At 75.8% G+C, this 25,326-nt stretch carries 26 protein-coding genes; 22 read left to right on the forward strand and 4 right to left on the reverse strand.

All coding sequences use genetic code 11. The features are described 5' to 3' along the window. The first annotated feature begins 15 nt into the window (after nucleotides 1-15). The 15 genes from JUB12_RS02185 (at nucleotide 16) to JUB12_RS02255 (ending at nucleotide 16,159) form a co-directional block, all read left to right on the forward strand. On the forward strand, nucleotides 16-1,311 hold the full coding sequence (locus JUB12_RS02185) for a carboxypeptidase-like regulatory domain-containing protein (protein ID WP_205697979.1): 1,296 nt from the start codon (nucleotides 16-18) through the stop codon (nucleotides 1,309-1,311). Beyond that, the gene (locus tag JUB12_RS02190; protein WP_205697980.1) at nucleotides 1,299-1,985 is read left to right on the forward strand and encodes a PilW family protein; all 687 of its coding nucleotides are present in this window, start codon (nucleotides 1,299-1,301) and stop codon (nucleotides 1,983-1,985) included. Before JUB12_RS02185 ends, JUB12_RS02190 begins: the two co-directional genes overlap by 13 nt. Continuing rightward, nucleotides 1,982-3,529, forward strand: coding sequence for a PilX N-terminal domain-containing pilus assembly protein (locus JUB12_RS02195; protein ID WP_205697981.1), 1,548 nt, complete (start codon nucleotides 1,982-1,984; stop codon nucleotides 3,527-3,529). Before JUB12_RS02190 ends, JUB12_RS02195 begins: the two co-directional genes overlap by 4 nt. Before the next feature lie 117 nt (nucleotides 3,530-3,646). Continuing rightward, on the forward strand, nucleotides 3,647-5,251 hold the full coding sequence (locus JUB12_RS02200; RefSeq protein WP_205697982.1) for a fibronectin type III domain-containing protein: 1,605 nt from the start codon (nucleotides 3,647-3,649) through the stop codon (nucleotides 5,249-5,251). Further along, nucleotides 5,248-6,132 carry a PilW family protein gene (locus JUB12_RS02205; RefSeq protein WP_205697983.1) on the forward strand — a complete coding sequence of 295 codons (885 nt, stop codon included), beginning with the start codon at nucleotides 5,248-5,250 and terminating at the stop codon, nucleotides 6,130-6,132. The genes JUB12_RS02200 and JUB12_RS02205 overlap by 4 nt, the downstream gene beginning before the upstream one ends. Beyond that, nucleotides 6,129-7,352, forward strand: a complete 1,224-nt coding sequence (locus JUB12_RS02210) for a hypothetical protein (protein WP_205697984.1) — start codon at nucleotides 6,129-6,131, stop codon at nucleotides 7,350-7,352. The genes JUB12_RS02205 and JUB12_RS02210 overlap by 4 nt, the downstream gene beginning before the upstream one ends. A gap of 41 nt (nucleotides 7,353-7,393) precedes the next feature. Continuing rightward, nucleotides 7,394-8,152 carry an A24 family peptidase gene (locus JUB12_RS02215; RefSeq protein WP_205697985.1) on the forward strand — a complete coding sequence of 253 codons (759 nt, stop codon included), beginning with the start codon at nucleotides 7,394-7,396 and terminating at the stop codon, nucleotides 8,150-8,152. A gap of 108 nt (nucleotides 8,153-8,260) precedes the next feature. Further along, nucleotides 8,261-9,352 (forward strand): type IV pilus assembly protein PilM, encoded by a 1,092-nt coding sequence (gene pilM / locus JUB12_RS02220; protein WP_205697986.1) that lies wholly within the window; start codon nucleotides 8,261-8,263, stop codon nucleotides 9,350-9,352. Beyond that, complete coding sequence (locus tag JUB12_RS02225) at nucleotides 9,349-10,098, forward strand: PilN domain-containing protein (protein WP_205697987.1); 750 nt, start codon at nucleotides 9,349-9,351, stop codon at nucleotides 10,096-10,098. Before pilM ends, JUB12_RS02225 begins: the two co-directional genes overlap by 4 nt. Next, complete coding sequence (gspM, locus tag JUB12_RS02230; protein WP_205697988.1) at nucleotides 10,095-11,006, forward strand: type II secretion system protein GspM; 912 nt, start codon at nucleotides 10,095-10,097, stop codon at nucleotides 11,004-11,006. Before JUB12_RS02225 ends, gspM begins: the two co-directional genes overlap by 4 nt. Before the next feature lie 19 nt (nucleotides 11,007-11,025). Further along, nucleotides 11,026-11,874 (forward strand): hypothetical protein, encoded by an 849-nt coding sequence (locus JUB12_RS02235; RefSeq protein ID WP_205697989.1) that lies wholly within the window; start codon nucleotides 11,026-11,028, stop codon nucleotides 11,872-11,874. 28 nt (nucleotides 11,875-11,902) lie between these two features. Then, entirely contained in the window at nucleotides 11,903-13,078 is a 1,176-nt protein-coding gene (aroC, locus tag JUB12_RS02240; RefSeq protein ID WP_241004390.1) for a chorismate synthase, read from the forward strand. Next, nucleotides 13,057-14,628 (forward strand): bifunctional shikimate kinase/3-dehydroquinate synthase, encoded by a 1,572-nt coding sequence (locus JUB12_RS02245; protein WP_241004391.1) that lies wholly within the window; start codon nucleotides 13,057-13,059, stop codon nucleotides 14,626-14,628. The genes aroC and JUB12_RS02245 overlap by 22 nt, the downstream gene beginning before the upstream one ends. Beyond that, entirely contained in the window at nucleotides 14,625-15,080 is a 456-nt protein-coding gene (locus JUB12_RS02250) for a type II 3-dehydroquinate dehydratase (RefSeq protein WP_241004392.1), read from the forward strand. The genes JUB12_RS02245 and JUB12_RS02250 overlap by 4 nt, the downstream gene beginning before the upstream one ends. Further along, the gene (locus tag JUB12_RS02255) at nucleotides 15,077-16,159 is read left to right on the forward strand and encodes a Xaa-Pro peptidase family protein (RefSeq protein ID WP_205697990.1); all 1,083 of its coding nucleotides are present in this window, start codon (nucleotides 15,077-15,079) and stop codon (nucleotides 16,157-16,159) included. The genes JUB12_RS02250 and JUB12_RS02255 overlap by 4 nt, the downstream gene beginning before the upstream one ends. Here JUB12_RS02255 and JUB12_RS02260 read toward each other — a convergent pair. After that, nucleotides 16,048-17,286 carry a glycosyltransferase 87 family protein gene (locus tag JUB12_RS02260; protein WP_205697991.1) on the reverse strand — a complete coding sequence of 413 codons (1,239 nt, stop codon included), beginning with the start codon at nucleotides 17,284-17,286 and terminating at the stop codon, nucleotides 16,048-16,050. The two genes, JUB12_RS02255 and JUB12_RS02260, sit on opposite strands and share 112 nt — an antisense overlap. Nucleotides 17,287-17,350: 64 nt before the next feature. On the opposite strand from JUB12_RS02260, the gene JUB12_RS02265 reads away from it, so the two are divergent. From JUB12_RS02265 to JUB12_RS02285, 5 genes are read left to right on the forward strand one after another with little or no spacing between them, the layout of a single operon-like run. Beyond that, nucleotides 17,351-17,794, forward strand: coding sequence for a ferritin-like domain-containing protein (locus tag JUB12_RS02265; protein ID WP_205697992.1), 444 nt, complete (start codon nucleotides 17,351-17,353; stop codon nucleotides 17,792-17,794). Beyond that, nucleotides 17,791-18,216, forward strand: coding sequence for a hypothetical protein (locus JUB12_RS02270; protein ID WP_205697993.1), 426 nt, complete (start codon nucleotides 17,791-17,793; stop codon nucleotides 18,214-18,216). The genes JUB12_RS02265 and JUB12_RS02270 overlap by 4 nt, the downstream gene beginning before the upstream one ends. Before the next feature lie 32 nt (nucleotides 18,217-18,248). Then, entirely contained in the window at nucleotides 18,249-18,671 is a 423-nt protein-coding gene (locus JUB12_RS02275; protein ID WP_205697994.1) for a nuclear transport factor 2 family protein, read from the forward strand. A gap of 9 nt (nucleotides 18,672-18,680) precedes the next feature. Continuing rightward, a complete protein-coding gene (locus tag JUB12_RS02280) occupies nucleotides 18,681-19,091 on the forward strand; it encodes a GFA family protein (protein WP_205697995.1) in 411 nt (136 codons plus the stop codon). Between the two features lie 11 nt (nucleotides 19,092-19,102). After that, a complete protein-coding gene (locus tag JUB12_RS02285; RefSeq protein ID WP_205697996.1) occupies nucleotides 19,103-19,774 on the forward strand; it encodes a 1-acyl-sn-glycerol-3-phosphate acyltransferase in 672 nt (223 codons plus the stop codon). Here JUB12_RS02285 and JUB12_RS02290 read toward each other — a convergent pair. After that, nucleotides 19,771-21,363 carry an NAD(P)/FAD-dependent oxidoreductase gene (locus JUB12_RS02290; RefSeq protein WP_205697997.1) on the reverse strand — a complete coding sequence of 531 codons (1,593 nt, stop codon included), beginning with the start codon at nucleotides 21,361-21,363 and terminating at the stop codon, nucleotides 19,771-19,773. The two genes, JUB12_RS02285 and JUB12_RS02290, sit on opposite strands and share 4 nt — an antisense overlap. Before the next feature lie 38 nt (nucleotides 21,364-21,401). Between JUB12_RS02290 and JUB12_RS02295 the strand changes: the two genes are divergently transcribed. Beyond that, a complete protein-coding gene (locus JUB12_RS02295) occupies nucleotides 21,402-22,259 on the forward strand; it encodes a Rieske (2Fe-2S) protein (protein ID WP_205697998.1) in 858 nt (285 codons plus the stop codon). 56 nt (nucleotides 22,260-22,315) lie between these two features. Here the strand turns inward: JUB12_RS02295 and JUB12_RS02300 are convergent, their stop codons facing one another. Next, on the reverse strand, nucleotides 22,316-22,984 hold the full coding sequence (locus JUB12_RS02300; RefSeq protein WP_205697999.1) for a hypothetical protein: 669 nt from the start codon (nucleotides 22,982-22,984) through the stop codon (nucleotides 22,316-22,318). Nucleotides 22,985-23,191: 207 nt separating this feature from the next. On the opposite strand from JUB12_RS02300, the gene JUB12_RS02305 reads away from it, so the two are divergent. After that, a complete protein-coding gene (locus tag JUB12_RS02305; protein ID WP_205698000.1) occupies nucleotides 23,192-24,682 on the forward strand; it encodes a S8 family serine peptidase in 1,491 nt (496 codons plus the stop codon). Here the strand turns inward: JUB12_RS02305 and JUB12_RS02310 are convergent. Next, entirely contained in the window at nucleotides 24,679-25,314 is a 636-nt protein-coding gene (locus JUB12_RS02310; RefSeq protein WP_205698001.1) for a protein-L-isoaspartate(D-aspartate) O-methyltransferase, read from the reverse strand. The genes JUB12_RS02305 and JUB12_RS02310 overlap by 4 nt on opposite strands. Nucleotides 25,315-25,326 lie beyond the last annotated feature (12 nt).

The raw sequence follows: 25,326 nt of genomic DNA on the forward strand, positions 1-25,326 counted from the left end.
GATCTCCTAGAGCGGATGTCCCGCTGGCGGAACTTGCGCTGCGAGGCCGGCTACGCCCTCCTCGAGGCCGTGGTCGGTGCTGCCGTCCTGGCCGTGATCGCGCTGGGGACGCTGCCGCTGCTCGACGCGCTGGCCAGCCAGAGCGGCCGCACCCGTGATCGGGGGGTCGAGACGCAGCTCGCGCAGTCCGACCTCGAGCGGATGCGGGCGATGGACGTGCGCGACCTCGCCCACCACCACCGCACCACGCCGGTGAAGGTCGGGCGCCTGAACTACCTCGTCACCTCGGACGCTGAGTGGATGCGCGACGCGGGCGGCGTCGTCTCCTGCACCGCGGACCCGCAGGCGGTCGACTACCTGCGGATCCGCTCGACGGTCCGGCCCGCGGGGACGAACAAGCACCACGACCCGACGGTCATGGAGTCCCTCGTCTCGCCGCCCGTCGGCGGCTTCGGGGTCAACAGCGGGACGCTCGCGGTCTCGGTGCTCGACGGCGACAGCGCGCCGGTCGCCGGACTGGACATCAGCGCCGGCAACCAGACGGTCCCGACGACGGACGCGGGCTGTGCGGTGCTCGGGGGCCTGAAGTCCGGCAGCCAGCAGGTCACGTTCTCGCGGCCCGGCTACGTCCTTCCGACCGGCGAGGAGCAGGTGGCCCTGACGGCGAACGTCCTCGCCGGCGCCACGAGCACCGTGAGCTACCAGTACGACCGCGCCGGCTCCGCGCCCGTCGCCTTCGACACCGTGCCGAGCAGCGGCCTGCCGGCGGTCGCCGCGGCGTCGCGCACGGTGAGCCTCTCCCACACGACGCTCACCGGCGATCGCGCGTTCACCGCCGCGGCGCCCGCGGCGCAGCTCACCGGCACCAGTCTCTTCCCGTTCCGCTCCTCCTACGCCGCCTACGGCGGCGCCTGCCCGGGCAACGACCCGACGACCTACGACGCCGACTACTTCGACAGCCGCCCCGGCCTGACGACGGTCCCGCCTGGCGGGACGGCGCCCGCGGTGACCGTCCGCATGCCCAGCGTCTGGGTGCGCGTCCTGCGCGGGGGCTCGCCCTACCCCGGAGCGCGGCTCACCTTCCGCACGCGTCTCGCCGCCTGCACCGAGACCTTCGACGTGCAGGCCAGCGGCGCGGGCGGCGACGCGAAGGTCGCGCTGCCCTTCGGTCCGTACACCGTCTGCGCCTCGGACGCCGCCGGCCGGCGCGCGACGGCGACCATCTCCAACGTGCAGCCCGACGGCATGGCCGCGCCGGTCAGCCTGACGATCCCGACGTCGGGCACTGCGCAGGGGGCGTGCCCCGCATGACCCGCCGGCGGCTGCGCGGCGAGGCGGGTCACAGCCTGCCCGAGATGCTGGCGGGCATGGTGGTCGCGGCGATCGTCGGGTGGGCGACGGTGACGCTGACGTTGACCGGCTCGCAGGCGGCCACGCAGGTGCAGGACCGCACGGAGGCCAACCAGCGCGTCCGCCAGCTGCTGGACCGGATGGTCACCACCCTGTCGTCGCAGGTCTGCATCGACGCCCTGCGCCCGCCGATCGGCGAGGGGACCCGCGACGCGGTGACCTTCTACACCGACCTCGGCGGCCAGGACTTCGCGCCCGAGCAGCACCGCCTGGCGTACGACGCGGCGACGCGCACCGTCACCGAGACGGTGTGGGCCGGCGCCGGCACGCCACCCGACGTGACCTTCCCGGGCCCCGGGGTCACCCGGGTCCTCGCGACCGACGTCGAGCCCGGGCCTGACGGGCTTCTGCGGTACTTCGCCTTCACCCCGGCACAGCCGACGAAGCCCGAGGTCGAGCTGCCCGTCCCGATCAGCGCCACCGACGCGCGGCGCATCGTGCGCATCCACCTCTCCGTGCGGGCGACGCCAGAACGCCGCGCAGCGGACCTGCGCAGCGCGTCGCAGGACGCCGACGCGTTCGTCGGCAGCCTCGAGGCGACCACCGACCCGACCAACGGCCCGCGATGCACGTGAGCACCGCTGAGCGCGGGTCCACGCTGTTCGGCGTCCTCGTCGCGCTGCTGCTCGTCCTGGTCGCGGGGGCCAGCGCCATGGGCGCCGTCGAGGGCGACCTCCCCGCGGCGCGCAACGACCACGACCGCAAGCGTGCGTGGGAGGCCGCGCAGGCGGGCGTCGAGTGGTACGCGTTCCAGCTCACGCGCGACCCCGCGTACTGGACGACGTGCACCGCGGTCCCGCCGGTGGCGGCCGGTGTCCCCGCACCGGTCAACGCCGCCTGGGACGGGACAGGGACCGACCCGCGCATCTGGCGCCCGCTGCCGCAGGCCGATGCCCGCTACACCGTCGAGCTCCTGCCCGCCGACGGCCAGGCCGCCTGCGACCCCGCCCAGCCGCAGACCTCGATGCTCCAGCTCGGCACGCTCCGCCTGCGTGTGACGGGCCAGGCGCGGGGCGAGCGGCGCAGCCTCATCGCGACCTTCAAGCGCCGCGGCTTCCTCGACTTCCTGTACTTCACCGACTTCGAGACGCTCGACCCGGTCACGTACGACCACCTGGGCAACGGCGCCTCGACCTGGGCCCAGACCAACTGCGCGAAGTACTGGCGCGACGGGCGCGGCACCGCCCGCCTCTGGGGCTCGGTGACGTGCACGGAGATCCAGTTCACGACCGGCGACGCCATCGACGGCCCGCTGCACACCAACGACGGGCTGCTCGTCTGCGGTGCCCCCCGGTTCGGTCGCGCCGGCGACCGGGTCGAGATGTCGGGGCCCGCGCCGGGCTACCGCGTCGCGAGCGGCTGCAGCGACGGCCCGCAGTTCGGCGGCGCGCGCACCGCGCCCGCCACACCGCTGCCGATGCCGCCGAGCAACGCGTCGCTCAAGGCCCTCGCCGCGCCGGCCTACCGCTTCACGGGGCGCACGTCGATCACGCTCGACGGGACCTCCATGACCGTGACGAACGCGGCGGTCGGGACGAAGACGTTGCCGCTGCCGGCGCCCAACGGCGTCGTCTACGTCTCCAGCGCCCAGTGCGGGACGCCCTACCGGATGCTCCAGGACTACACGAAGCCCTCGGGCTGCGGGGAGGCGGTCGTGCGCGGCACCTACGGCGCGGACCTCACGATCGGTGCTGACGACGACATCGTCATCGACGGCGACGTCCGCCGCGACGGTGACCGGATGCTCGGCCTCATCGCCAACAACTTCGTCCGCGTCCAGCACAAGGTCATGAACCGCTCGGGGCTGGCCTGCCAGGACCGCAGCCCGGTGCTGCGTGACGTGACGATCGAGGCGGCCATCCTCGCGCTGCAGCACTCGTTCATCGTCGACAACTACTTCTGCGGCGGGGACCTCGGGACGCTGCACGTCGACGGCGCGATCGCGCAGCGCTTCCGTGGCCCCGTGGGCACGGGCGGCGAGGGGTCGGTGACCAGCGGCTTCCTCAAGGACTACACCTACGACGACCGCCTGAAGTTCCGCGAGCCGCCGAACTTCATCGACCCCGTGCAGGCCGCGTGGCAGCTCGTGCGGGTCACCGAGCAGGTGCCGGCGCGCTGAGCTGGCCGCTTCCTCGACGGGCCATCCCCAGAAGTGGGGAGGCACGTCGGTGAACGGCGTCCATCGCGCGTTGACGACCGTTCATCGCAGGTGGACGGCGCCGATGGTCTTCCTCGGATGTCCAGGTCGGTCCGACGACTGGCGCGCGAGGAGCGCGGCTCGTTCGTGCTCGAAGCACTCGTCGCGTCGACGATCACGCTCGGCGGGCTGCTCGGACTCGGGCTGATGCTCCTCCAGGCCATGACCACCACCTCGACGACCAAGGCCCGCGAGCAGGGCGTCAGCGTCCAGCGCGAGCTCGTCGAGGCCGTGCGGTCGATCCCCTACGACGAGCTCACCGCGGGCTCCGTGGTCGGCGACGTCCAGGACCGCGAGGGCAGCGGCCTCTCCGACAGCGCGGACACGGGCGGCTGGACCGTGCGCCGCCGCGGCATCACGTACACGCTGGCGGTCGGCGTCTGCTCCGTCGACGACCCCGCCGACGGTCTGGGCACGCACGACCCGGCGTCGTTCTGCGCGACGGGCACCGGCTCAGCCACGCCCGCCGCCTGCACGCCGGTGCTCGGCGCAGACGCCGCGGCAGGCGCCGCCGCCGCGGCCGCCGCGGCCGGGGTGACGCTCGGCGACTGCGGCATCGACGCCGACCTCGACGGGGCGGTCGACGGTCTCGTCGAGGCCGAGGCCGGCGTCTGCCTGCTCGGCGCCTGCCCGGCGCCCAGCCCGCAGGACGACACGCCCGATGACTACAAGCGGCTCGTGACGCTCGTGCGGTGGGACCGCGGCCAGGGCGTCCGTGCGGCGCTGCAGTCGACGATCGTGCCCAACCCCGGGCTCTCGACGGCGCCGCGCATCACCGACATCGCCGCGACCGGCAGCGAACCGGTGCTCAGCGGGACTTCCCTGAGCTTCTCGGCGACCGCCGACCGGCCCGCGACGGCCGTGCGCTGGTCGGTCGACGGGACGGTCGGCGGCGACGCCTCGGGCGGCGGGACCGGCTGGTCGTTCACCTGGGCGCTCGGCCACGTCGGCTCGACCGCGCCGAACGACGGCGAGGTGCTCGACGGCAGCTACGTCATCGGCGCGAAGGCCTTCGACGAGAACGGCTCGCCGGGCCAGCAGCGCGCGGTGACCGTCCGGGTGAACCGGCGGGCCCCCTACGCACCGCTGCAGGCGGTCGGCGGACGCGACGGGGCGGCGGTCGAGCTGCAGTGGCGCCCGAGCCCCGAGCGCGATGTCGTGGGCTACCGCGTCTACCGCGAGACGCTGCTCGGCGCCCTGGAGGCCGCCTGTGGCCTGACGCGCAGGACGTCCTGTCGCCACGCCGACGCGCCGGCCGGCCAGGCCCTCGTCTACCGCGTCGTCGCCGTCGACCGCGACGCCGCGGGTGCCCTGCGCGAGGGGGCGGCGTCCGCGCCCGTGCTGGTCGCCGTCGCCAACACGCCGCCCGCGCCGCCGAGCGGCCTGGTCGCCAGTGCCGAGGACGGCAACACGGTGCTGCGCTGGCAGCCCTCCTCCGGCGACCCGGACGCCGGCGACGCGGTCGACCACTACCGCGTCTACCGCGACGGCGTCGTGGTCGACGACCGCTACGACCGGACCGGGACGGCGCAGGAGCTGACCTTCACCGACGCGCGCACCAACGGCCTGCCCCACACCTACTGGGTCGCCGCGGTGGACACGCAGCTCGGCGAGTCCGCGAAGCTCGGGCCGGTGAGCCCGTGAGGGCCTGGCTGCGCGGCCAGCGCGGCGAGGTCGGCCTGGTCGAGCTCCTCATCGGGGCGGCGATGATGCTCGGCGCGGTCGGCGCGGCGCTGACCGTCTTCGAGACGGCGCTGCCGGTCGACGCCGAGACGCGCGAGCGCAACACGAGCCAGGACCAGGCGCGCACCGCGCTGGACCGCCTCGCGCGGCAGCTGCGCAACCTCGCCAGCCCGACGCCCGACCAGCCGCAGGCCGTCGACCGCGCGACGCCCTTCGACGTCGTCTTCCAGTCCGTCGACCCGGTCGGCCCGAACGCCGGCACGAACGCCGCCAACGTCCAGCGGATGCGCTGGTGCCTGGACGGCGGGACGCCCACGGCCAGGCTCTACCTCCAGACGCAGACGTGGACCACGGCGGTCGCGCCCGCCGTGCCGTCGGCGACGGCCTGCCCCGGCGCGGGCTGGTCGAGCACGCGCGTGGTGGCCACCGACGTGGCCAACCGGGCGGCCGACCCCGACGTCCCGCTCTTCGCCGTCGACGGGCAGAGCCTGCTCGACGTCTCGGCCCTGCACGCCGAGCTCGTGATCGACACCGACCCGGGCGCCGGCGCGCCGGCGACCCGCCTGGCCACCGGCGTCTTCCTGCGCAACCAGAACCGCCGGCCCGTCGCGCAGTTCACCGCGACGCCGTCGGCCAAGGGGATCGTGCTCAACGGCTCGCTGTCGTCGGACCCCGAGGGCCAGGAGCTGCGCTACCGCTGGTTCGACGGCGCCCAGGAGATCGGGACCGGGGTCGTGCTCACCCACCCGGTGCCCACCGGGAGCGGCCACCAGATCCGCCTCGAGGTCAGCGACCCGGCGGGCCTCACGACGTCGTCCGGCGTGCAGGAGCTCCTCGGATGACGCGCCGGCTGCGCCAGGAGGAGGGCGGCTGGGCGCTCGTCACGGCCATCGGCCTGCTGGCCGTGCTCCTGGCCCTCGGGCTCGCGACGTTCTCGCAGGTCGACGCCCAGCAGCAGGCGTCGGGCATGTCGCGCCAGAAGGAGTCGGCCTTCAACGCCGCCGAGGCGGCGCTGAGCGCCCAGATCTTCGCGCTGGCCCAGGACTGGCCGGGGCGGGGGAGGGCGACGGCGCCCTACGTGCCGTGCACGCAGGCGTCGGTCTCGCCGCGCTGCCCGAGCGCAGACTCGATGGCGCCCGCGCTCACGACGCCCGACGCGCGACGCGGCGTGTCGTGGACCACGAGCGTGCGCGACAACGGCACCGGGGCCACGCGCTCGTTCTACGACGACGCACTGACGGCGAGCGCGCCGGGCTACGACGCCGATGGCGACGGACGGCTCTGGGTGCGCGCGCAGGCACGCGTCGCCGAGCGCACCCGGACCGTGGTGGCGCTCGTGCGCGTCGAGGAGCTCCAGGAGGAGCTGCCCCAGGCGGCGATCATCACCGGCCGCCTCCAGATCTCGAACAACGGCAACAAGGTCATCGTCGACGGCAGCCAGGGGTCGCTGCCCACGCTGTCGGTGCGCTGCACGCCGCAGGCGCTCGGGGCCGTGCCGTGCCTCGGCCACGGGATCTCCAACGGGCTGTTCAGCACGCTCGCCGGGGTGCTGGCCAAGCTCGACCAGCAGCTCGCGCCCAACGTCACGGCCACGGGGTACGACGGGGGGCCGGCGCTCGAGGAGGACGCGCACGAGCGCCTAAAGCGCACCGCCATCGCCGACGGCGCGTACTTCGCCACCTGCCCGTCGACCCCGCCGTCCGGGCGGATCGTCTGGATCGCCGCGGGGACCTGCACGTGGACGGGCAACCAGGTCGTCAACTCGGCGGCCGCGCCGGGGCTGCTGGTGCTCGAGCAGGCCACGCTCTACCTCGGCGGCACCGTCGACCTGCACGCGATCGTCTACGCGCCCAACCCCTCGGGGCGCACCGACGCGCTCGTGCAGGTCCAGGGCAACGCGCGGGTCATCGGCGGCGTGCTCATCGACGGGCCGGGGACGCTCGTCGCCGGCTCGAGCAAGCTCAACGTGCAGCTCTCCAAGGCCGCCTACGACCAGGTCCGCAGCTACGCGTCGGCGGGCATGATCCAGAACACCTGGCGCGAGATCGTCCCCGCGTCGTAGCGGTGGTCAAGGGCCACGGCGCCGCTGCCGATGCCCAGAGCATGACCGCGTCGCTGGCCCCGGCCGCCCTGTTCGGCCTGCTGATCGGCTCCTTCCTCAACGTCGTCGCCTGGCGCCTGCCGCGCGGCGAGTCGCTCCTGCACCCCGGCTCGCACTGCCCGGGCTGCGACGCGCCCGTGCGCCCGTACGACAACGTCCCGGTCTTCTCGTGGCTGGTGCTGCGTGGGCGCTGCCGCGGGTGCAAGGAGCCGATCTCGGCGCGCTACCCCGTCGTCGAGGCCGTCACCGCCCTGCTGTGGGCCGCCGTCGTCGCCGGCCTGTGGGGCGAGGGGGCCGACCGCATCGTCCTGGGCCTCGTCCTCGTGACCTTCCTCGTGCCGATGACGCTCATCGACCTCGAGCACCGCATCATCCCGAACAAGCTGACGCTGCCCGCCGCCGTCCTGGCGATCGCGCTCGGCGCCGCGCTGGCGCCCGACCGCCTGCCCGAGCAGCTGGCGTGGGGCGCGGGCGCGGGCGGCTTCTTCCTGCTCGCCGCGGTCGCCCACCCGAAGGGCATGGGCATGGGCGACGTCAAGCTCGCGGGCGTCCTCGGGCTCTACCTCGGCAAGGCCGTCGCGCCCGCGCTCATGGTCGCCCTGGTCGCCGGCGTCCTGGTCGGCGCGCTCGTCATCGCCCGGCTCGGCGCGGAGCAGGGCCGGCGCACCCAGGTGCCGTTCGGGCCGTTCCTCGCGCTGGGCGCCGTCGTCGCGCTGTTCGTGGGCGACGGGCTGATGGACAGCTACCTCGACCGGTTCTAGCCGCCCGTCCTAGTCACTTCCGCGACGGCGGCTGGACGGACGTCCGATCGGACCCTGCCCAGGGTCGAGGTCCCGTCCGGCCACGCCGACCACTGAGGGGAACCACCCATGGCCAAGCGCTCCCATACCGTCACGGGGCTCGAGATCGAGCCCACCGCCGTGCACGCCGCCAGCGTCAGCGTCAGCGGCACGATCCGCATCGAGCACGCGGCGATTGCGCCGCTCGACCCGGGCGTCGTGCGCGACGGCGAGGTCCAGGACCCGCTCGCGCTCGCCGAGGCGCTGCGCGAGCTCTTCGCGCAGCACAAGGAGCTCGACAAGCGCGTGCGCTTCGGCGTCGCCAACGCGAAGATCGTCGTGCGCCTCCTCGAGCTGCCGCCGATCGCCGAGACCAAGGAGCTCGACGCGGCGGTGCGCTTCCAGGCGCAGGACGCGATCCCGATGCCGATCGAGAGCGCGGTCCTGGACTGGCATCCGCTCGACGTCGTCGAGACCGAGGCCGGGCCGCGCCAGCGCGTGCTGCTCGTCGCCGCGCGCCGCGACATGGTCGAGAAGGTCCTCATGGCCGCCCAGGGCGCCGGGCTCAAGCCGGAGGGCGTCGACCTCTCCGCCTTCGCCATGGTCCGCGCGCTGCACCGGGACGAGCCGGCGGTCGACCCCGAGCTGCCCGCGGGCGCCACGTCGGTGCTCTACCTCGCCGTGGGCGGCCTCACGAACCTCGCCGTGGCGCAGGGCACGACCTGCCTCTTCACCCGCGTGCTGGGCGGCGGCCTCGAGGCCCTGGCCGTCGAGCTGGCCGAGCGCCGCCAGATCGCGCTGGGCGAGGCCCGCGCCGCGCTGACGCGCGCCGGCCTCGAGGGCGACCTCGACGTCGACGACCCCGACGTCGACCTCCTGCTCGACGCCCGCGCCGCGCTCGACGACGGCGTCACGCGGATCGCCTCCGACGTCCGCAACACCCTCGACTTCCACGTCATGCAGGACGGCGCCGCCGCCCCGGTCGGCCGCGTCGTCCTTGCCGGCGAGGCGGCCACGCTGCCCGGCTTCGCCGCCGCTCTGGGCCTCCAGCTCGGCCTGCCGGTCGAGCCCGCCATCGTGGCTGGTGCGCCGCTGGGCCTGGAGGCGGCGACGCTGGCCATCGCCGCCGGCCTCGGCGTGACGGAGGCTCCCGCCGACGCGCGCAAGGGAGGCGCTCGATGAAGGCCGTCAACCTCATCCCCGTCGAGGCCCGCCGCGGAGGCGGGTCGGCCGGCGGCCACTCCGGTGGCGCGGTCTACGCGCTGCTCGGGGCGCTCGCCGTGCTGGTCGTGCTCGCCGGTCTGTGGGTCGCCGCCGGCCGCCAGGCCGATGACCGCCGCGCCGAGCTCGCCGACGTCCGCGCCCAGGCCGACGCGGCCGAGGCGCGCGCCCAGGCGCTCGCGCCCTTCAGCCGCTTCGCCGCGGTCGCCCAGAGCCGTCTGCAGACCGTGCAGGGCATTGCCGGCTCGCGCTTCGACTGGTCGCACACGCTGCGTGAGGTCGCGCGCGTGATCCCCGCCGACGTGTCGCTCGAGGGCCTCGACGGCAGCGTGGCCGGCAGCGCCGGGGCCGCCACCGCGGGCACCGCGTCCGCCTCGGCCGGCGGCCCGACCCTGAAGGTCACCGGCTGCACGACGCGCAACGAGTCCGTGGCGCGCACCATGGCCGTCCTGCGCCAGATCGACGGCGTCGCCTCCGTCCAGCTCACGCAGTCCGAGAAGCAGGGCGACCGCGGCGGGCCCGCGGGCGCCACCGGCGTGGCCGGTGCCGCCGGCGGCGGGTCGACGACCGCCAGCTGCCGCGGGGAGGCACCGAAGTTCGAGATGACCCTGAGCTTCAAGCCCGTCCCCGTCGACGAGGACGCCGCCGCGGCCGCCTCGTCGACCACGACCGCTGCCGCCATCACGACCGCCGGAGCCACCCCGTGACCACCCGCGACCGCCTCGTCGTCCTCGTCGTCGCCGTCCTCGCCCTTGCCGGCGCCGGGTTCTTCTTCGTCGTCAAGCCGGCGCGCGACGACGCGGCCAAGCTCGCCGACCAGGTGACCCAGGAGCAGGCGCGCCTGCAGACCGCGCAGGGCCAGGTCGAGTCGGCGCTCCAGGCCAAGCGCCGCTACAAGACCGACTACGCGACCGTCGCGCGGCTCGGCAAGGCGATCCCGCCGGACGACGACGTCGCGTCGCTCGTCTACACGCTGGAGAAGACCGCGGACCGCTTCGGCGTCGACTTCCGCGCCGTGAAGTCGGCGGGCGGCGGCTCGGCCTCGCCGGCCGCGACGACGACGACGACGCAGAGCGCCGCCGTGGCGCAGGCCTCCGGCTCCGCGTCGGGGGCGTCAACCGCGACCGGCTCCACCAGCGGCGCGGGCGCGGGCAGCTCCGGCTCTGGCTCGACGGCCGCCGGCTCGGTGCCGGCGACCCAGGCCGCCGCGGCCAGCGCGCCCGCCGGCTCGACCGTCGGCACCGCCGGCCTGCCGACGCTGCCCTTCACCTTCACCTTCGACGGCTCGTACGCCGCGATGCGCAAGTTCCTCGGCGCCCTGGACGACCTCACCGTGGTCAAGCGCGGCGGCATCGTCGTCCGCGGCCGCCTGCTGACGATCGACGCCGTGAAGCTCGGGGCGTCGAAGGACGGGTTCCCGCGCGTCGAGGCCTCCGTCGAGGCCACCGCCTACCTGGTGCCCGCCACCGAGGGCACGACCGCCGGCGCCACGGCGGCCGGCCCGGCCGCGACCGCCACGACGGGCACCGCCACGCCGGCGTCCGCCACCCCGACCGGCTCCACGCCGTCCAGCGGCGGCTCGGTCGCGCCCCCGACCGCCGCCGCGACCCGCTGAGACCAAGGACCCGACTCCGATGACCGCCCTGCGCAACATCGTCAACGACCTCGTCGAGAAGAAGCTCTGGCCGATCGCCGTCCTGCTCGTGGTGGCGCTGGTCGCCATGCCCGTGCTCCTGCGGGGCGGCGACGAGCCGACGGCCGCGGTGCCGCCGCCGGCGGCCGCGACGGTCGACGACGACGCCCTGGCCACGGCGGGCGCCGCCGGCGGCGTCCAGGTGACCCTGGAGGGCGACGCGAAGGTCAAGAGCACGCGCAAGGGCAGGCTCCGCGACCCGTTCGTCCAGCAGGGCGGCGACGCCCCGGCCGACGACGCGGCCGGCAGCACCGCCGGGACCGCCGCCGGCGCGGGCGCCGCGACCGGTGCAGGGGCGGCGGCAGGTGCCGGCGCCACCGCCGGTGCGACGCCGTCCATCCCCGAGCTGCCGTCGAGCGGCGACGGGGCCGGCTCCGGCGACAGCGGCGCGTCGACGGGCTCGGACAGCGCGCCGTCTCCGCCGTCGACGCCCTCCACGCCGTCGTCCTCCGGCGACGACGAGGACGACCGCGCGGACGTCGTCCTGCGCTGGGGCGAGCGCGGCGGCGAGCTCAAGCGCATCGAGGACCCGAGCCGGCTGCGCGCCATCCCGAACTCGGGGTTCCCGCTGGTGGTCTACGCCGGCAAGCGCAGCGACGGCAAGGCCGTGCGCTTCGTCGTCAACGCCCTGACGCACGTCAGCAACGACGGCCGCTGCCGCCCCGATCGCAGCAACTGCCGCACGCTCGAGGTGCGCGAGGGCGGGACGGCGATCATCGAGATCGCTCGCAGCTCGACCGAGACCGAGTCCTACCGGCTCGAGGTCGTGCGCATCGGCAAGTCCGGATAGCGGCCCCGACCGTAGACTCCGGCGCCGCATGACGCTGCGCCTGATCACCGCCGGGGAGTCGCACGGGCCGGGCCTGACCTGCGTGGTCGAGGGCCTGCCCGCGGGGCTCGAGCTCGACCGCGACGCCATGGACCGCGACATGGCGCGCCGGCAGCTCGGCCACGGCCGCGGCGGGCGCATGAAGATCGAGAAGGACCGCGCCGACGTCACGTCCGGCGTGCGCCACGGCAAGACGATGGGCGGCCCGATCGCGCTCTCCGTCGCCAACCGCGACTACCAGAACTGGGAGGAGCGGATGAACCCGTGGCCGGTCGAGAAGGAGGTGCCCGAGGTGCACCTCCCGCGGCCCGGCCACGCCGACCTCGTCGGCGTGTGGAAGTACGGGCTCAGCGACGTGCGCAACGTCCTCGAGCGCGCGAGCGCCCGGGAGACCGCGGCCCGCGTGGCCGGCGGCGCGCTGGCCCGCGCGTTCCTCGCGGCCGTCGGCGTCGAGGTCCGCTCGCACGTCGTGCAGATCGGCTCGGTCCAGGCGCCAGAGCGTGACCTCGCGCCCTCGTTGAGCGACTTCGACGGCGTCGACGACGACCCCGTGCGCTGCCTGGACCCCGAGGTCTCGCGCCAGATGGTCGAGCACATCAACGTCCAGCGGAAGGCCAACCAATCGCTGGGCGGCGTCTTCGAGGTCGTGGCCTACGGCCTCGTGCCCGGCCTGGGCTCCCACATCAGCTGGGAGGAGCGCCTCGACGGCCGCCTGGCCCACGCGATCTGCTCCATCCAGGCCGTCAAGGGCGTCGCCATCGGGGACGCGTGGGACGTCGCGGGGCGCCCCGGCTCCGAGGCCCACGACGAGATCTTCTACGACGACGAGCGCGGCTACTTCCGCGAGACGAACCACGCGGGCGGCCTCGAGGGCGGCATGACGACCGGCGAGCCGCTGCTCGTCCGCGGGGCCATGAAGCCGCTGCCGACGCTGACGCGCCCGCTGCGCTCCGTCGACATCTCCACGCGCGAGCCGTCGCAGGCGCTGCGGGAGCGCACCGACTCCACGACCGTCCCCGCCGCCGGCGTCGTGGGCGAGGCGATGGTCGCCTTCGTCCTGGCCGACGCCTACCGGCGCAAGTTCGGCGGCGACCACATCGACGACGTGCGCGCCGCGATCGCCCGCTACCGCGAGCGCATCGGGTGGAAGCCGCGCCAGGCGTAGACGCCGGCGCGCCGCCGCTGCGCGACGGCGCGGTGGTGCTCGTCGGCTACATGGGCGCCGGCAAGACGACGCTCGCCGGCCGCCTGGCCGAGGCGCGCGGCCTGCGCCACCGCGACACGGACACGCTGCTGGCCGAGCGCGCCGGGCGCACGATCCCGCAGCTCTTCGCCGACGAGGGCGAGGCCGGCTTCCGCGACCGCGAGGAGCGCCTCGTGCTCGAGGTCCTCGCCGGCGCCGGCCCGGGCGACGTCGTCTCGCTCGGCGGCGGCGCGGTGCTGCGCCCCGCGGTGCAGGAGGCGCTGGACCGTCACGTCGTCGTGCTGGCCGAGGTCGACGCCGACACCGCGTGGAGTCGTTGCGGCGGCGTGGACCGCCCCTTGGCGACCGACCCTGCGAGCTTCGCCGCGCGGCTGGCGGACCGCACCCCGACCTACGAGGCGCTGGCCGACGCGTTCGTGCCGGCGACCGCCGACGCGGATGTCCTGGTGCGCGCGGCCGGGCTGCTCGACGCATTGCGCGAGGCTCCCGGCGGCGCGCGCGGCGTCTGGGCCCGGGCGGGCGCCACCGAGCACCCGGTGCTCGTCGGCCGCGGCGTCCTGCGCACCCCGCGCGGGGCGCTCGTCGGCGGCCGGTCCTTCGTGGTGACCGACGAGGCGGTGGCCGAGCACCACCTCGGCACGCTGCCCGACCTCAACGGCGCGGTCGAGATCCCGCCCGGCGAGGAGCACAAGACGCTGGCCACCGCCGAGCGCGTGTGGCGCGCGCTGGCGGCCCAGGGGGTCACGCGCACCGACCACGTCGTCGCGCTGGGCGGTGGCGTCGTCGGCGACCTCGCCGGCTTCTGCGCCGCCTGCTACCAGCGCGGCATCCCGGTGGTCCAGTGCCCGACGACGGTCGTCGCGCAGGTCGACTCGGCCTACGGCGGCAAGACGGGCGTCGACCTCCCCGAGGCCAAGAACTACGTCGGGGCCTACCACCAGCCGGCGGCCGTCCTCGTCGACCCGGGGACGCTGACGACGCTGCCGGCCGAGGAGCTCGCGGCCGGCTACGCCGAGGTGGTCAAGACCGCGCTCATCGCCGGCGGGGCGCTGTGGGAGCGCATCGCGTCCGGTGCGCCGGTCGACGACGACGTCGTCCTGGCGTGCGCGCGCACGAAGCTCGCGGTCGTCGCGGCCGACGAGCGCGACGGCGGGCTGCGCCAGGTCCTGAACCTCGGCCACACCGTCGGCCACGCGCTCGAGACGGTCACGGGCTACGGACGCCTGCGCCACGGCGAGGCCGTCGGCCTGGGGCTGCTCGCCGCGCTGCGCCTCAGCGGCCAGGACGCGCTGCGCGAGGAGGTCGCCGGGCTGCTCGGCGCGGCCGGCCTGCCGACGTCCTTCGACGAGGCCGACCCCGAGGAGGTCGTCCGCGCCACCGCGAAGGACAAGAAGCGCGTGGGGGAGGGGCCGACGCCGTTCGTCCTCGTGCGCGCGCCGGGCGACGTCGTCCACGGCCAGGAGGTCCAGGGCGCCGACGTCCTGGCGGCCGTGCGAGAGTTGGCCGGGTGACCACCGGCCTCGTCGCCAACCGCATCGAGGTGATGCACGGCGTCAACCTCGACCAGCTGGGGCGGCGCCCCGCGACCCACTACGGGACGCTGACCTTCGACGAGCTCGAGCAGCGCATCACCGCCGACGCCCGCGAGCTCGGCCTCGAGGCGCGCTTCTTCCAGACCAACCACGAGGGCGAGTTCGTGGAGCACCTCCACCGCCTCGATGGCCTGGCCGACGGGATCGTCCTCAACCCCGGGGCCTGGACGCACTACTCGTGGGCGATCCGCGACGCGCTCGAGCTCTGCGGCCTGCCGGCCGTCGAGGTCCACCTGTCCGACGTCGACGCCCGCGAGGACTTCCGCAAGGTCTCCGTCGTGCGCGACCACTGCATCGCCACCGTCAAGGGCCGCGGGCCCGACGGCTACCGTGACGCGCTCGTGCGTCTCAGGGAGGAGCTCCAGAAGTGACCGAGGTCTCCGTCGCGCGCGCCAGGCGCCTGGCCGAGCGCGCCGCGCAGGACGAGCTGGACCTCCTGCTCGTCACGGGCGCCGTCGACGTCCGCTGGCTCACCGGCTTCACCGGGTCGTCCGGACTCGCCGTGGTCGGCTCGGGCGGCGTGCGGCGCTTCGTGACGGACTTCCGCTACCTCGTGCAGTCCGCCGAGCAGCTCGGCGACGACTGGGAGCGCGAGATCGCCCAGGAGCTGCTGGCCCACGTCGCCCAGGGGCTGCACGGCCGCGTCGGCTTCGACGACGGCGACCTGTCGGTCAAGCAGCACGCGGCGCTGGCCGACGCGGTCGGTGACGACGTCGAGCTCGTCCCCGCCGGCGGCCTGGTCGGCGAGCTGCGCGCCGTCAAGGACGCCGACGAGGTCGCGAGGATCCGCGCCGCCACGCGACTGGCCGACCGGGCGCTGGAGGAGGTCCTCGAGCGCGGTCTCGCGGGGCGCACCGAGCGCGACGTCGCCCTCGACCTCGAGATGACGATGCGCAGGATGGGCGCCGAGGGCGTCTCGTTCCCGCCCATCGTCGCGGCGGGCGCCCACGGGGCGCTGCCCCACGCCGAGCCGCGCGACGTCGAGATCCCCCGCGGGACGCTGTGCGTCATCGACTGGGGCGCGCAGCTCGACGGCTACGCGTCGGACTGCACGCGCACGTTCGGCACCGGCGGCGAGGTCGACCCGCGCGACGCCGAGGTCTACGAGCTCGTGCGCGTCGCGCAGGAGCAGGCGCTGGCCGCCGTGCGCGCGGGTGTCGGCGGGCGGGAGGTCGACGCGGTGGCGCGCGACCTCATCGCCGCCGCCGGCCACGGCGAGCACTTCGGCCACGGGCTCGGGCACGGCGTCGGCGCCGAGGTCCACGAGGGGCCGCGGCTCTCACAGCGCTCCGACAGCGTCCTGGCGGCCGGCAACGTCGTGACGGTCGAGCCGGGCGTCTACGTGCCCGGCGCCGTGGGCGTGCGGATCGAGGACCTCGCGGTCGTGACCGACGACGGCACCGACGTCCTCACGTCACTGCCCAAGCGCCTGCGCACGATCGACGGCTGAACGCCGAGCAGCCGGCCGCCCATCCAGGCGGTGAGGCCGCCGGCGAGCAGCAGGTAGGTGAGGTAGGCGAGGGTCGGTGCCTGATCGGCCACGGAGAAGCGGACGTGCAGCTCCGTGCCGAGCCCGAGGGCGAGGGCGAGCACCGGCAGGCGGCCGCGGTGCGCCTCCCAGGCGGTGAGGGCGATCGCGGCTGGGGCGGCGTAGTACGTCGTGTTCCACGGGTCGACGAGGCAGCGCAGCATCAGCGCCAGGGCGAGCAGCAGGAGCGCGTCGTCGGCGACGCGGTCGGGGCGGCGGGCCCAGGCGATGGCGAGCGGGACGGGGAGGAGGATCGCCAGGAGCTTGGGCACGTAGACCAGCTCGTCAGGCGTCGTGCGACCCAGGGGCCACGTGGCGCTGGGCTCGCCCAGCGGCCAGAAGACCTGCCACGGGTGGAAGTTGCCGGCCGAGCTGAGTCCGACGGCGGCGCGGTGCAGCGTGTGGCTGTCGATGAGCGCGAGGCCGCCGACGCCCGCGAGGACGGGACCGAGGGCGCCGAGCGCCACCAGCCCACGGCGGTGGGGAGCGGCGACGACGACGGGCGCGACCGCGACGAGCGCCACCGGCTTGGCGGCGATCGCCGCGGCGAGGAGGAGGCCGGCCAGCAGCGGCAGACGGCCGCTGCGCGCGAGCAGCACGGCGAGGACCATGAGCGCGGCGGCGAGGAGCTCCTCCGGGTGGCCGTACTCCAGCGCGGTGTAGCTCAGCGGCGCGGCGACCGTGGCGGCGAGGACGGCGAGCGCGCCGCGCTGGTGCAGGCCGCGCGCGCGGGCGGTGTGCACCAGCAGGAGCCCGAGGCCGAGCAGGAGCGCGAAGGGCAGGACGAGCCCGCCGCGGAAGACGGCGACCTCGCCGTCGCCGAGCTGGGCGCCGAGCCAGGCGAACGGCGCGCGCAGCACGAGCGCGCCGCCGTACGCGGGGGCGTCGTCGACGAACGTCCGCAGGTCGCCCTCGACCAGGGCGCGCTCGGCCTCCATCGCCTCGGCGCCGTAGTCGCTCCAGTAGACGTCGCCCGAGCTCGCGACGCCGACGACGAGCGCGAGGACGAGCCCGAGCAGCGCTGGCAGGGCGAGGGGACGCAGGCGCACCTCCGAGCATCGTCCTCCCGCGGCTCGGGCTTGAGTGCGCCCGAGGGTGGGCAGACGGCCGATGATGAGCCAGGACAAGGACCCGCTGGACGTCGAGGAGGCGGTCCGCCGCCTCGAGCACGCGCTGCCGCTGCAGCTGCGCTCGGTGGTCGCCTACGGCATCGCCTCCGGCTCGCTCGTGGGCTTCCAGTACGTCGGGCTGGGCGAGCTGTTCTGGCGCTTCGCGCAGGCCGACCTCGACGACGTGCGCCGCCTCACCGAGAAGCTGGTCACGCTCGGCGGACAGCCGCCCACGGAGGTGCCTGACGCGGAGCTCGGGACGATCCCGGAGCGGATGGTCGAGCGGCTCATCGAGCTCGAGCGCGAGGTGATCGAGGCGCTGCAGGACGTCATCCCCACCACCGGTCACACCGGCGACTCGGAGGCGCTCGAGCACCGCCTCGAGCACCTGATCATGCGCAAGCAGGAGCAGGTCGACGCGCTGCTGCGCGCGCTGCGCCAGCCGTGATCCGCGGGGCGCCGCGCGAGCGCTCGCACCTGCTCAAGGTCGTGGGCCACGGCCGCGGCCCCGCCCCCGACCGCTGGCTGGAGGAGGGCTGGGAGCGCGTCCTGCGCCGCTCGGGCTTCCCCCGCCGCCCGCGGGTCGTGCCGGGCGACCGCCTCGTCCTCTACGCCGCCGTCTGGCAGCGGCTCTTCGGCGTCGTCGAGGTCGTCGGCGAGCCCGAGCTCGACGACGGCGGCGCCGACCCGGTGCGCTGGCCGTGGTCGGTCCCGGTCGAGCCGCTGCTCGTCGTGCCCGTGCTCGACGCCGCCCCGCCGCTGCAGGCCTGCGGGGTCGCGCCGCGCTCCATGTCCCAGCAGTCCCACGTGCGGATCACGGCCGAGCAGTACGAGCGTGCCGTCGATGCGTTGAGCTCGGTGGCGCGGTGACCGGTGCACCCGCCATCATCTGAGCGAGCGTCATGACGCGGTTCGTCTACGGAGCCGGCGGGTCCAGCCGCGAGCACGTGGCGGTGGTGACGGCCATCTACGCCGCCTTCGCGCGGCGCGACCTCGAGGGGGCGCTCGAGCACCTCGCCGAGGACGTGGTGCTGTGGCCGGCCGGGACCGCGCAGCGCCTCGGGCGCGAGGAGCCCTACCGGGGCCACGACGGCGTGCGGCGCTACTTCGCCGACGCCGAGGAGGCGTGGGACGAGCTCGTGGTCCACGCCCGCGACGTGCGGGCCGCGGGGGCCGGCGTGGTCGTCTTCGGGCATGTCGACCTGCGCCTGGGCGAGCGGCGCGTCGTCCAGCCGGTGGTGTGGGTGTGGCAGCTGCGCGGCGACAAGGCGGTGTCCATGCGCGTCACGGACCTCGGCGACCCCGAGGAGCGCGGCGCCGCCTAGGCTGGCGCCATGTCTCCCGAGCCCGTCCTGCGCGGCGGCTGCCTGTGCGGCGGCGTGCGCTACGAGGTCGACGCGCCGCTGGGCCAGGCGCGCTACTGCCACTGCACCCGCTGCCAGCGGCGCACGGGCACCGCGGCGTCGGCGAGCGCCGTGGTGCCGGAGGGCGCGCTGCGCGTCGTGGCGGGCGAGGAGCTCCTGCAGGGCTGGCAGCCGCCCGACGGCGCCGAGAAGGTCTTCTGCCGCGTCTGCGGCTCCGGGATCTACAGCCGGTCGCAGGACGGGACGCTCGGCGTGCGCCTCGGCACGGTCGACGGCGACCCGGGCGTGCGACCGGCGCTGCGCCAGTACGTCGCGAACGCCGCGGTGTGGGAGCCGCTGCCCGACGACGGCCTCCCGCGTCTGCCGGGTCCGCACGCCTAGGATCCCGGCGGATGAGCAGCCAGCGCGTCGAGCACGTCTCCGGCATGTACCGCTTCGCCCTCGGCCTGTGCACGCCGACGGTGCGCTGGTGGGGGCGCCTGGAGGTGACGGGGCTCGAGGCCCTCCCGCTCGAGGGGCCGGTGCTCCTCGCCGGCAACCACGACTCCTACTGGGACCCGGTGACGATCGGCATCGCCGGCATGCCGCGCCGGCAGATCAAGGCGCTGGCGAAGGCGTCGATGTGGAAGGTCAAGGGCCTGGACAAGGTCCTGGACGGCATGGGCCAGATCCCGATCGACCGCGGCAAGGGCGACCAGGGTGCGCTGGAGCGCGCCATCGCCGAGCTGCGCGCCGGCGCGTGCATCGGCGTCTTCCCAGAGGGCACGCGGTCGCTGGGCCGCGAGCTGCGGGCGCGCAGCGGCTTCGGTCGCCTGGCCCAGGCGGTGCCCGAGGCGACGGTCGTCTGCTGCACGGTCACCGGCACCACGGACATCACCGCCTTCCCCAAGCGCCCCAAGCTGCGCGTGCACTTCTTCCCACCGGCGGGCGGCGGACTGCAGCACGGCGAGGAGGCCGCGGCGCTCGCCGTCCGGCTGCTCGAGGAGATCCGCGGGCAGGCGCCGATCTCGATCGCCGGGCGCAAGCGGCGCAAGGCCGCGGCGCGCGGCCAGGTCCCGGCCTAGAGCCGGCCCTGCGCGGCGAGCTTCGCCAGCCGCGCGGGCGCGGCGTGCACCAGCGCGGCGCGCGCGGCGATGGCTCCGGGCGCGCCGTGCACGCCGCCCGACGGGTGCGCCGAGGCCGACGCGAGGAACAGCCGGCCGATGGTCGTCTCCGGCCGGCCCGCCTGCGCGGGGATCGGGCGGAACATCGCGAGCTGGTGCAGGTGGGCGGTGCCGCCGTTGAGCGCGCCGCCCGCGAGGTTGGCGTCCTGCTCGGCCAGCTGCTCGGGGCCGGTGACGACGCGGCGGCGCACGAGGCCGCCGAAGCCCGGCGCGGCCTGCTCGACGCGCGCCTGCATGCGGTCGGCCAGGCGCTCGAGCTCGTCGCGCGACCAGCGTCCCGACAGCTCGCCCGCCGCGTCCTCGCGGACGTCCTGCGGGACGTGCGTGTACGCCCAGGCGGTGTCCTTGCCGACCGGCTGGCGCATCGGGTCGGCGACGGCGTACTGGCCCATCACGAGGAACGGCGTGTCCGGGATGCGGCGCGTGGCCATCTGGGCCATCGTCGTGGTGAGCTCGTCGACGCCGTCGGTCACGTGCAGGCAGGCGGCGCGGCGCGCGTGCTCGGAGGCCCACGGGATCGGCCCGTCCAGCGACCAGTCGACCTTCACCGTGCTCGAGTCGAGCTGGAAGCGCTCGAGGTCGGCCAGGACGCGTCGGGAGAGGAGCTCGGGCCCGACGAGGCGCAGGTAGAGGGCCCGGGCCTCCACGTCGGCGACGACGGCGTGGCGGGCCGGGACCTCGTCGCCGTGGGCGGTGCGCACCGCGCGGGCGCGGCCGTCGCGGACGACGACGCGCTCGACGGGCACCTCGCAGCGCAGGCGACCACCGCGGGCCTCCAGGCGGGCCACCAGCGCGCGGGTCAGGGCGCTCGAGCCGCCCTCGGGGACCGGGAAGCCGTGGCGCTGGCCCAGCCCGCACATGATCCAGCCGAAGGCGCCGCTGCCCACCGCCTCGGGGGCGAGGTCGGCGTGCAGCGCCGTGCCGGCCAGCAGCTCGCGCGCGTCGCGGCCGCGGAAGTGCTCCTCGCCCATCCGCCGCACCTCGAGGGCGAGGAAGCGCGCGAGGCGCAGGAGGTCGCGCGGGCGGGTGCGCGCGGCGATGCCCGCCGGGCCGGCCAGGGGTGGGAAGGGCGAGAAGAACGCGCGGGCGAACGGCCGCTCGAGCCGCCGCCAGCGCGCCATGAGCAGCTCCCACGGGCGGCCGTCGGCCGGGTCGTCGAGCAGCGCCGTCGTCTCGTCCAGCGCGCCGCCGAGGAGCGCCGCGGTCCCGTCGCCCGGCCGCACGCTGGCCAGGACGTGCGGGGACCGGCGCCAGCGCAGCCCGTGCTCCTCGAGCCCCAGGCGGGGGATCGGGCCCGGCATCTGGGCGAAGGGGTAGAAGCTCGAGAAGCGGTCGTGCACGAAGCCCGGCTCGCAGACCTCGCCGCTGCGCACCGCGCCGCCCGGTTCGGGCTGGGCCTCGAGGACCTCGACCGACCACCCGGCGTCGGCCAGGAGGTTGGCGGCCACGAGCCCGTTGGGGCCCGCGCCGATGACGACGGCGTCGGCCATCCGTGAGCGGGCTACCCCGCGCGGGGTAGTGCGTCGCCATGCACGTCCGGTCACCCGCCGCCCACGCCGCCGCCGAGCGCCTCGGGGAGGTCGAGGCGCTCAGCGCCGACCCCGTCGCCTCGGCGGTCCGCAACGTCCTCGGCACGGGCGCCGTCAAGGACGCCCTGAGCGGCGTCCCGAGCGGCCACCCGATCCACCCGGCGCTCACCGACCTCGCCATCGGCAGCTGGACGAGCGCCACGATCCTCGACCTCGTCGGGGGCGAGGGCAGCCAGCAGGCGGCCGACAAGCTCGTGGCCGTCGGGCTGCTGTCGACGGTGCCGGTGATCGCGACCGGGATGTCGGACTGGGCGGACACGATCGGGCCCGAGCGGCGCATCGGCACCGCGCACGCCCTGACGAACGCCGCGGCGACCGCCTGCTACGCCGCCTCGCTGGCCGCGCGGCGCAGCGGCCGGCGCGGCACCGGCGTGCTGCTCGGCCTGGCGGGGGCCTCGATCGCCGGTGCCGGCGCGTGGCTCGGCGGTCACCTGGCGTTCTCGCGCGGGGTCGGGGTCGACGAGACGACCTTCGAGCGCCCGCCCGAGGACTGGACAGCGGTCGCCCGCGCCGAGGAGCTGGTCGAGGGCCGGCCCAAGGCCGTGCGCGCCGGCGGCGTGGAGGCCGTCCTCGTGCGCCGCGGTGGCCGCGTGCACGCCCTCGCCGACCGCTGCAACCACCGCGGCGGCTCGCTCGCCGACGGGGAGCTGCAGGGCGACTGCCTGGTCTGCCCGCTGCACGGCTCCGTCTTCGCCCTCGAGGACGGGTCGGTGGAGCGCGGCCCGGCCACCGCGCCGCAGCCCGTCTACGAGGTCCGCGAGCGCGACGGCACCGTGGAGCTCCGCGCAGCCGGGTGAAAGGTGCCTGGCACCCGTTCAAGTTCGATCGAGCTTGAACCGGTGCCTGGCACCTTTCAGGCGGTCGACCCGAAGTCCTCGTGACCGGCGGGGCTCTCGACGAAGTCGCGCAGGACCGCCTTGCCCCCGGAGGCGATGGGGTCGCCGTGGGCGGGCAGCAGCGCGTCGAACTCCCGGGTCAGCAGGCCGCGCAGCCGGTCCTTCAGCCCGGCCTTGACCCTATCGGGATGGGCGCCGAGGAGGTCGTCGGGCCAGAAGCCCGGCGTGCCGCCGTAGGTCGTGAACGCGTCGGCGATGCACAGCGCGCCGGCGCCGACCGCCACGTGCAGGGCCGTCTCGTCGTCGGAGAGCACGCCGAGGACGATGGCGGTGATGCCGGGCGCGACCTCGTCGCCGTCCTCGAAGACGCGGACCTCGAAGGCGTCGCCGATGCGCTCGGCGGCCGGGCGCGTCGCGCGGATGGGGACGTCGAAGGCCTCGGCGACGCGCTGCGCGTCGCGCGCGTGGTTGCCGCTGGTCAGCACGACCTGCTGCGGGCGCCCGTGGGCGCTGAGCGCCTCCAGGCCGTCGTCGGGGACCATCGGGTCGACGACGACGCCCGCCGACGGGATGGCGTACGAGCTCACGCGCGCGTCGAGCTTGGGGTGGACCGCCGACCAGTGCAGGACCCCGGGGAGGACCTCCTGGGGAGCGCCGCGGTGGGTGGTTCGGGCATCGCTGGCCATGTCCCCGGGGTGCCCGGACCGCTCAGCCCGACGCGCGATCCGCCAGGTGAACGCCGTGTGAGCGCCGCGTAAGGGGTCCGTGAGAGCGGGTGGCGCCGGACGACGCGACCAGGTACAGCTGGGAGGGTGCGCCGTGCCCTCCTCCTCGCCACCGCCCTGCTCGCCGGGGCGGCACCGTCCGCTGCGTCCGCAGAGACCCCGCTGCCCATGGAGCTCCCGCCCGCGAGCGGCGCGACCGCCCGCGCCGCGAGCGCCGGCGCCGAGTGGCTGCTCGGCGTGCGTGGTGCGCGCGGGATGGCGGCCGCCCGGGCCGCCGGCGCCCGGCCCGTCGGCGTGCCCGGCGCCGTGCGCCTGCCGGCCGCGAAGGCCCGTGCCGCCGCGCAGCGCCTCCGGCGCGCCGGCCTGCTGACCTGGGCCCAGAGCAGCACGACCCTCCGGCGCCAGTCGAGCTTCGACGGCGCGACCGACCGCTGGGCGCGCGCCGCCGTCGTCACGCCGGCGCTCCAGGTCCCCGCGCCCGGCCCGGCCATCGGCATCGTCGACGACCGCATCGACCCGTCGGCGCCCGACGTGGGCCCGAGCACCCGCTACGTCAACGACGGCCCCGTCGGCGGACCGCACGGCACGGAGACCTCGTCGGTCGCCGCCGGTCTGGCCAACGGCCAGGGCGTCACCGGCGTCTTCCCCGGCGCGCCCCTCATCTCCTATGGCACAGACCTCAGCTGCCCGGACGTCGCGCGCGGCATCGAGGCGGTCCGGGCCGCCGGCGCACGCGTCATCAACCTCAGCCTCGGCGGGCCGCGGGAGTGCGTGCCGGTCTCGATCGCCGTGCAGCGCGCCTTCGCGGCCGGCGTGGTCGTCGTCGCCTCGACGGGCAACGAGTTCGCGGCCGGCAACCCCGTGATCTACCCGGCCGCCTCGCCCCACGTGCTCAGCGTCTCGGCCGTGGACATGCAGCTGCGCCCGACCGAGTTCTCCACCGCCAACGCCGCCGTCGACGTCGCGGCGCCCGGCGTCGCGGTGCCCGTCGCGGTCCCGCGGGCGTTCGACGACGACGGCACCGTCGACGGTCTCTCGCTGGCCGACGGCACGAGCTTCAGCGCCCCGATGGTCAGCGGCGCCGTCGCGTGGATGATGGCCTCGCGCCCCGGGCTGGACGCCGGCCAGTACGGCGACCTCATCCGCGAGGGCGCCGTCGACCTCGCGCCCCAGGGCTACGACGCCGACACGGGCTACGGCCTGCTCTCGGTCGATCGGTCGCTGACCGCGCCGATCCCGGCCTCGGACCGCCGCGAGCCCAACGACGGCATCACGTTCGTCAACGGCACGCTGTTTGGCAGGACGGCCAGCGCCATCTGGACCGGCCGCTCGCGCCAGCGCTTCACGGCGACGACCGACCGCGTCGAGGACCCGTCCGACGTCTATCGGATCCGCGTCCCGGCGCGCAGCGCCGTCGCCATCGCGGTGCGCCAGCGCGCCGGCGACGCCGACCTCGCGCTGTACTCCTCCAGCGCCCGCACGCTGTCCAGCCGGCCGATCGACACGTCGGTCCGCACGGGCACGCGCACGGAGACCATCCGCTACCGCAACCGGGGCCGCCGGGCCGTCACGCGCTACGTCGCCGTCGCCGCCAGCGCGCGCGGCACCGTGCTCAACGCCCGCTACGAGCTCGACGTCCGTCGCGCGCGCTTCCGCTAGGCCCGTCCGGGCACGAGCGGGACGAAGCGCACGGGATCGAGCACCTCGCGCTCCAGCGTCCCGTCGAGGTGGCGCTGGACCCGGACGAGGACCTGCGCGTCGTCGCCCGCGCGCCGGGCCACGGGCGCCACGAGCCGGCCGCCCGGCGCGAGCTGCTCCTCCAGCGCCCGCGGGACCGCCCCGGGACAGGCCGCACCGACCGTGACGGCGTCGTAGGGCGCGCGCGGCGGCCAGCCCGCGAAGCCGTCGCCGACCACGAGCTCGACGCGGCGCGCCCCCGCGCGCTCGAGCGCGCGCCGGGCGTCGGCGGACAGGCCGGCGAGTCGCTCGACGCTGACGACGTGCGCGGCGAGGTGGCCGAGCACCGCGGCCCCGTAGCCCGAGCCGGTGCCGACGTCGAGCACCCGCTCGTCGCCCGCGAGCTCCAGCAGGGCGCACATCCGCGCCACCACGAGCGGCTGGGAGATCGTCTGGCCCTCGCCGATCGGCAGCGCGCGGTCCTCCCACGCGACCGCCCGCAGCGACCGCGGGACGAAGGCCTCGCGCGGGACGGCGGCGAGCGCCGCGAGGACGCGCTCGTCGCCCACCTGCTGCGCGAGCCCGTCGAGCAGCCGCCGGCGCGCCCCGGGCATGGGGGAGGTGTG

It is taken from the genome of Conexibacter sp. SYSU D00693, from assembly GCF_017084525.1.
Taxonomy (GTDB): Bacteria; Actinomycetota; Thermoleophilia; order Solirubrobacterales; family Solirubrobacteraceae; genus Baekduia.

Bases quoted from the DNA above. Each gene is read 5' to 3' on its own strand.
- JUB12_RS02275 (WP_205697994.1), top strand. From the start codon at position 18,249: ATGACGCGGTTCGTCTACGGAGCCGGCGGGTCCAGCCGCGAGCACGTG.
- JUB12_RS02295 (WP_205697998.1), top strand. From the start codon at position 21,402: ATGCACGTCCGGTCACCCGCCGCCCACGCCGCCGCCGAGCGCCTCGGG.
- JUB12_RS02235 (WP_205697989.1), top strand. From the start codon at position 11,026: ATGACCGCCCTGCGCAACATCGTCAACGACCTCGTCGAGAAGAAGCTC.
- JUB12_RS02265 (WP_205697992.1), top strand. From the start codon at position 17,351: ATGAGCCAGGACAAGGACCCGCTGGACGTCGAGGAGGCGGTCCGCCGC.
- pilM (WP_205697986.1), top strand. From the start codon at position 8,261: ATGGCCAAGCGCTCCCATACCGTCACGGGGCTCGAGATCGAGCCCACC.
- JUB12_RS02210 (WP_205697984.1), top strand. From the start codon at position 6,129: ATGACGCGCCGGCTGCGCCAGGAGGAGGGCGGCTGGGCGCTCGTCACG.
- JUB12_RS02310 (WP_205698001.1), bottom strand. From the start codon at position 25,314: ATGCCCGGGGCGCGCCGGCGGCTGCTCGACGGGCTCGCGCAGCAGGTG.
- JUB12_RS02285 (WP_205697996.1), top strand. From the start codon at position 19,103: ATGAGCAGCCAGCGCGTCGAGCACGTCTCCGGCATGTACCGCTTCGCC.
- JUB12_RS02305 (WP_205698000.1), top strand. From the start codon at position 23,192: ATGGAGCTCCCGCCCGCGAGCGGCGCGACCGCCCGCGCCGCGAGCGCC.
- JUB12_RS02225 (WP_205697987.1), top strand. From the start codon at position 9,349: ATGAAGGCCGTCAACCTCATCCCCGTCGAGGCCCGCCGCGGAGGCGGG.
- JUB12_RS02200 (WP_205697982.1), top strand. From the start codon at position 3,647: ATGTCCAGGTCGGTCCGACGACTGGCGCGCGAGGAGCGCGGCTCGTTC.
- JUB12_RS02280 (WP_205697995.1), top strand. From the start codon at position 18,681: ATGTCTCCCGAGCCCGTCCTGCGCGGCGGCTGCCTGTGCGGCGGCGTG.
- JUB12_RS02300 (WP_205697999.1), bottom strand. From the start codon at position 22,984: ATGGCCAGCGATGCCCGAACCACCCACCGCGGCGCTCCCCAGGAGGTC.
- aroC (WP_241004390.1), top strand. From the start codon at position 11,903: ATGACGCTGCGCCTGATCACCGCCGGGGAGTCGCACGGGCCGGGCCTG.
- JUB12_RS02290 (WP_205697997.1), bottom strand. From the start codon at position 21,363: ATGGCCGACGCCGTCGTCATCGGCGCGGGCCCCAACGGGCTCGTGGCC.
- JUB12_RS02185 (WP_205697979.1), top strand. From the start codon at position 16: ATGTCCCGCTGGCGGAACTTGCGCTGCGAGGCCGGCTACGCCCTCCTC.
- JUB12_RS02215 (WP_205697985.1), top strand. From the start codon at position 7,394: ATGACCGCGTCGCTGGCCCCGGCCGCCCTGTTCGGCCTGCTGATCGGC.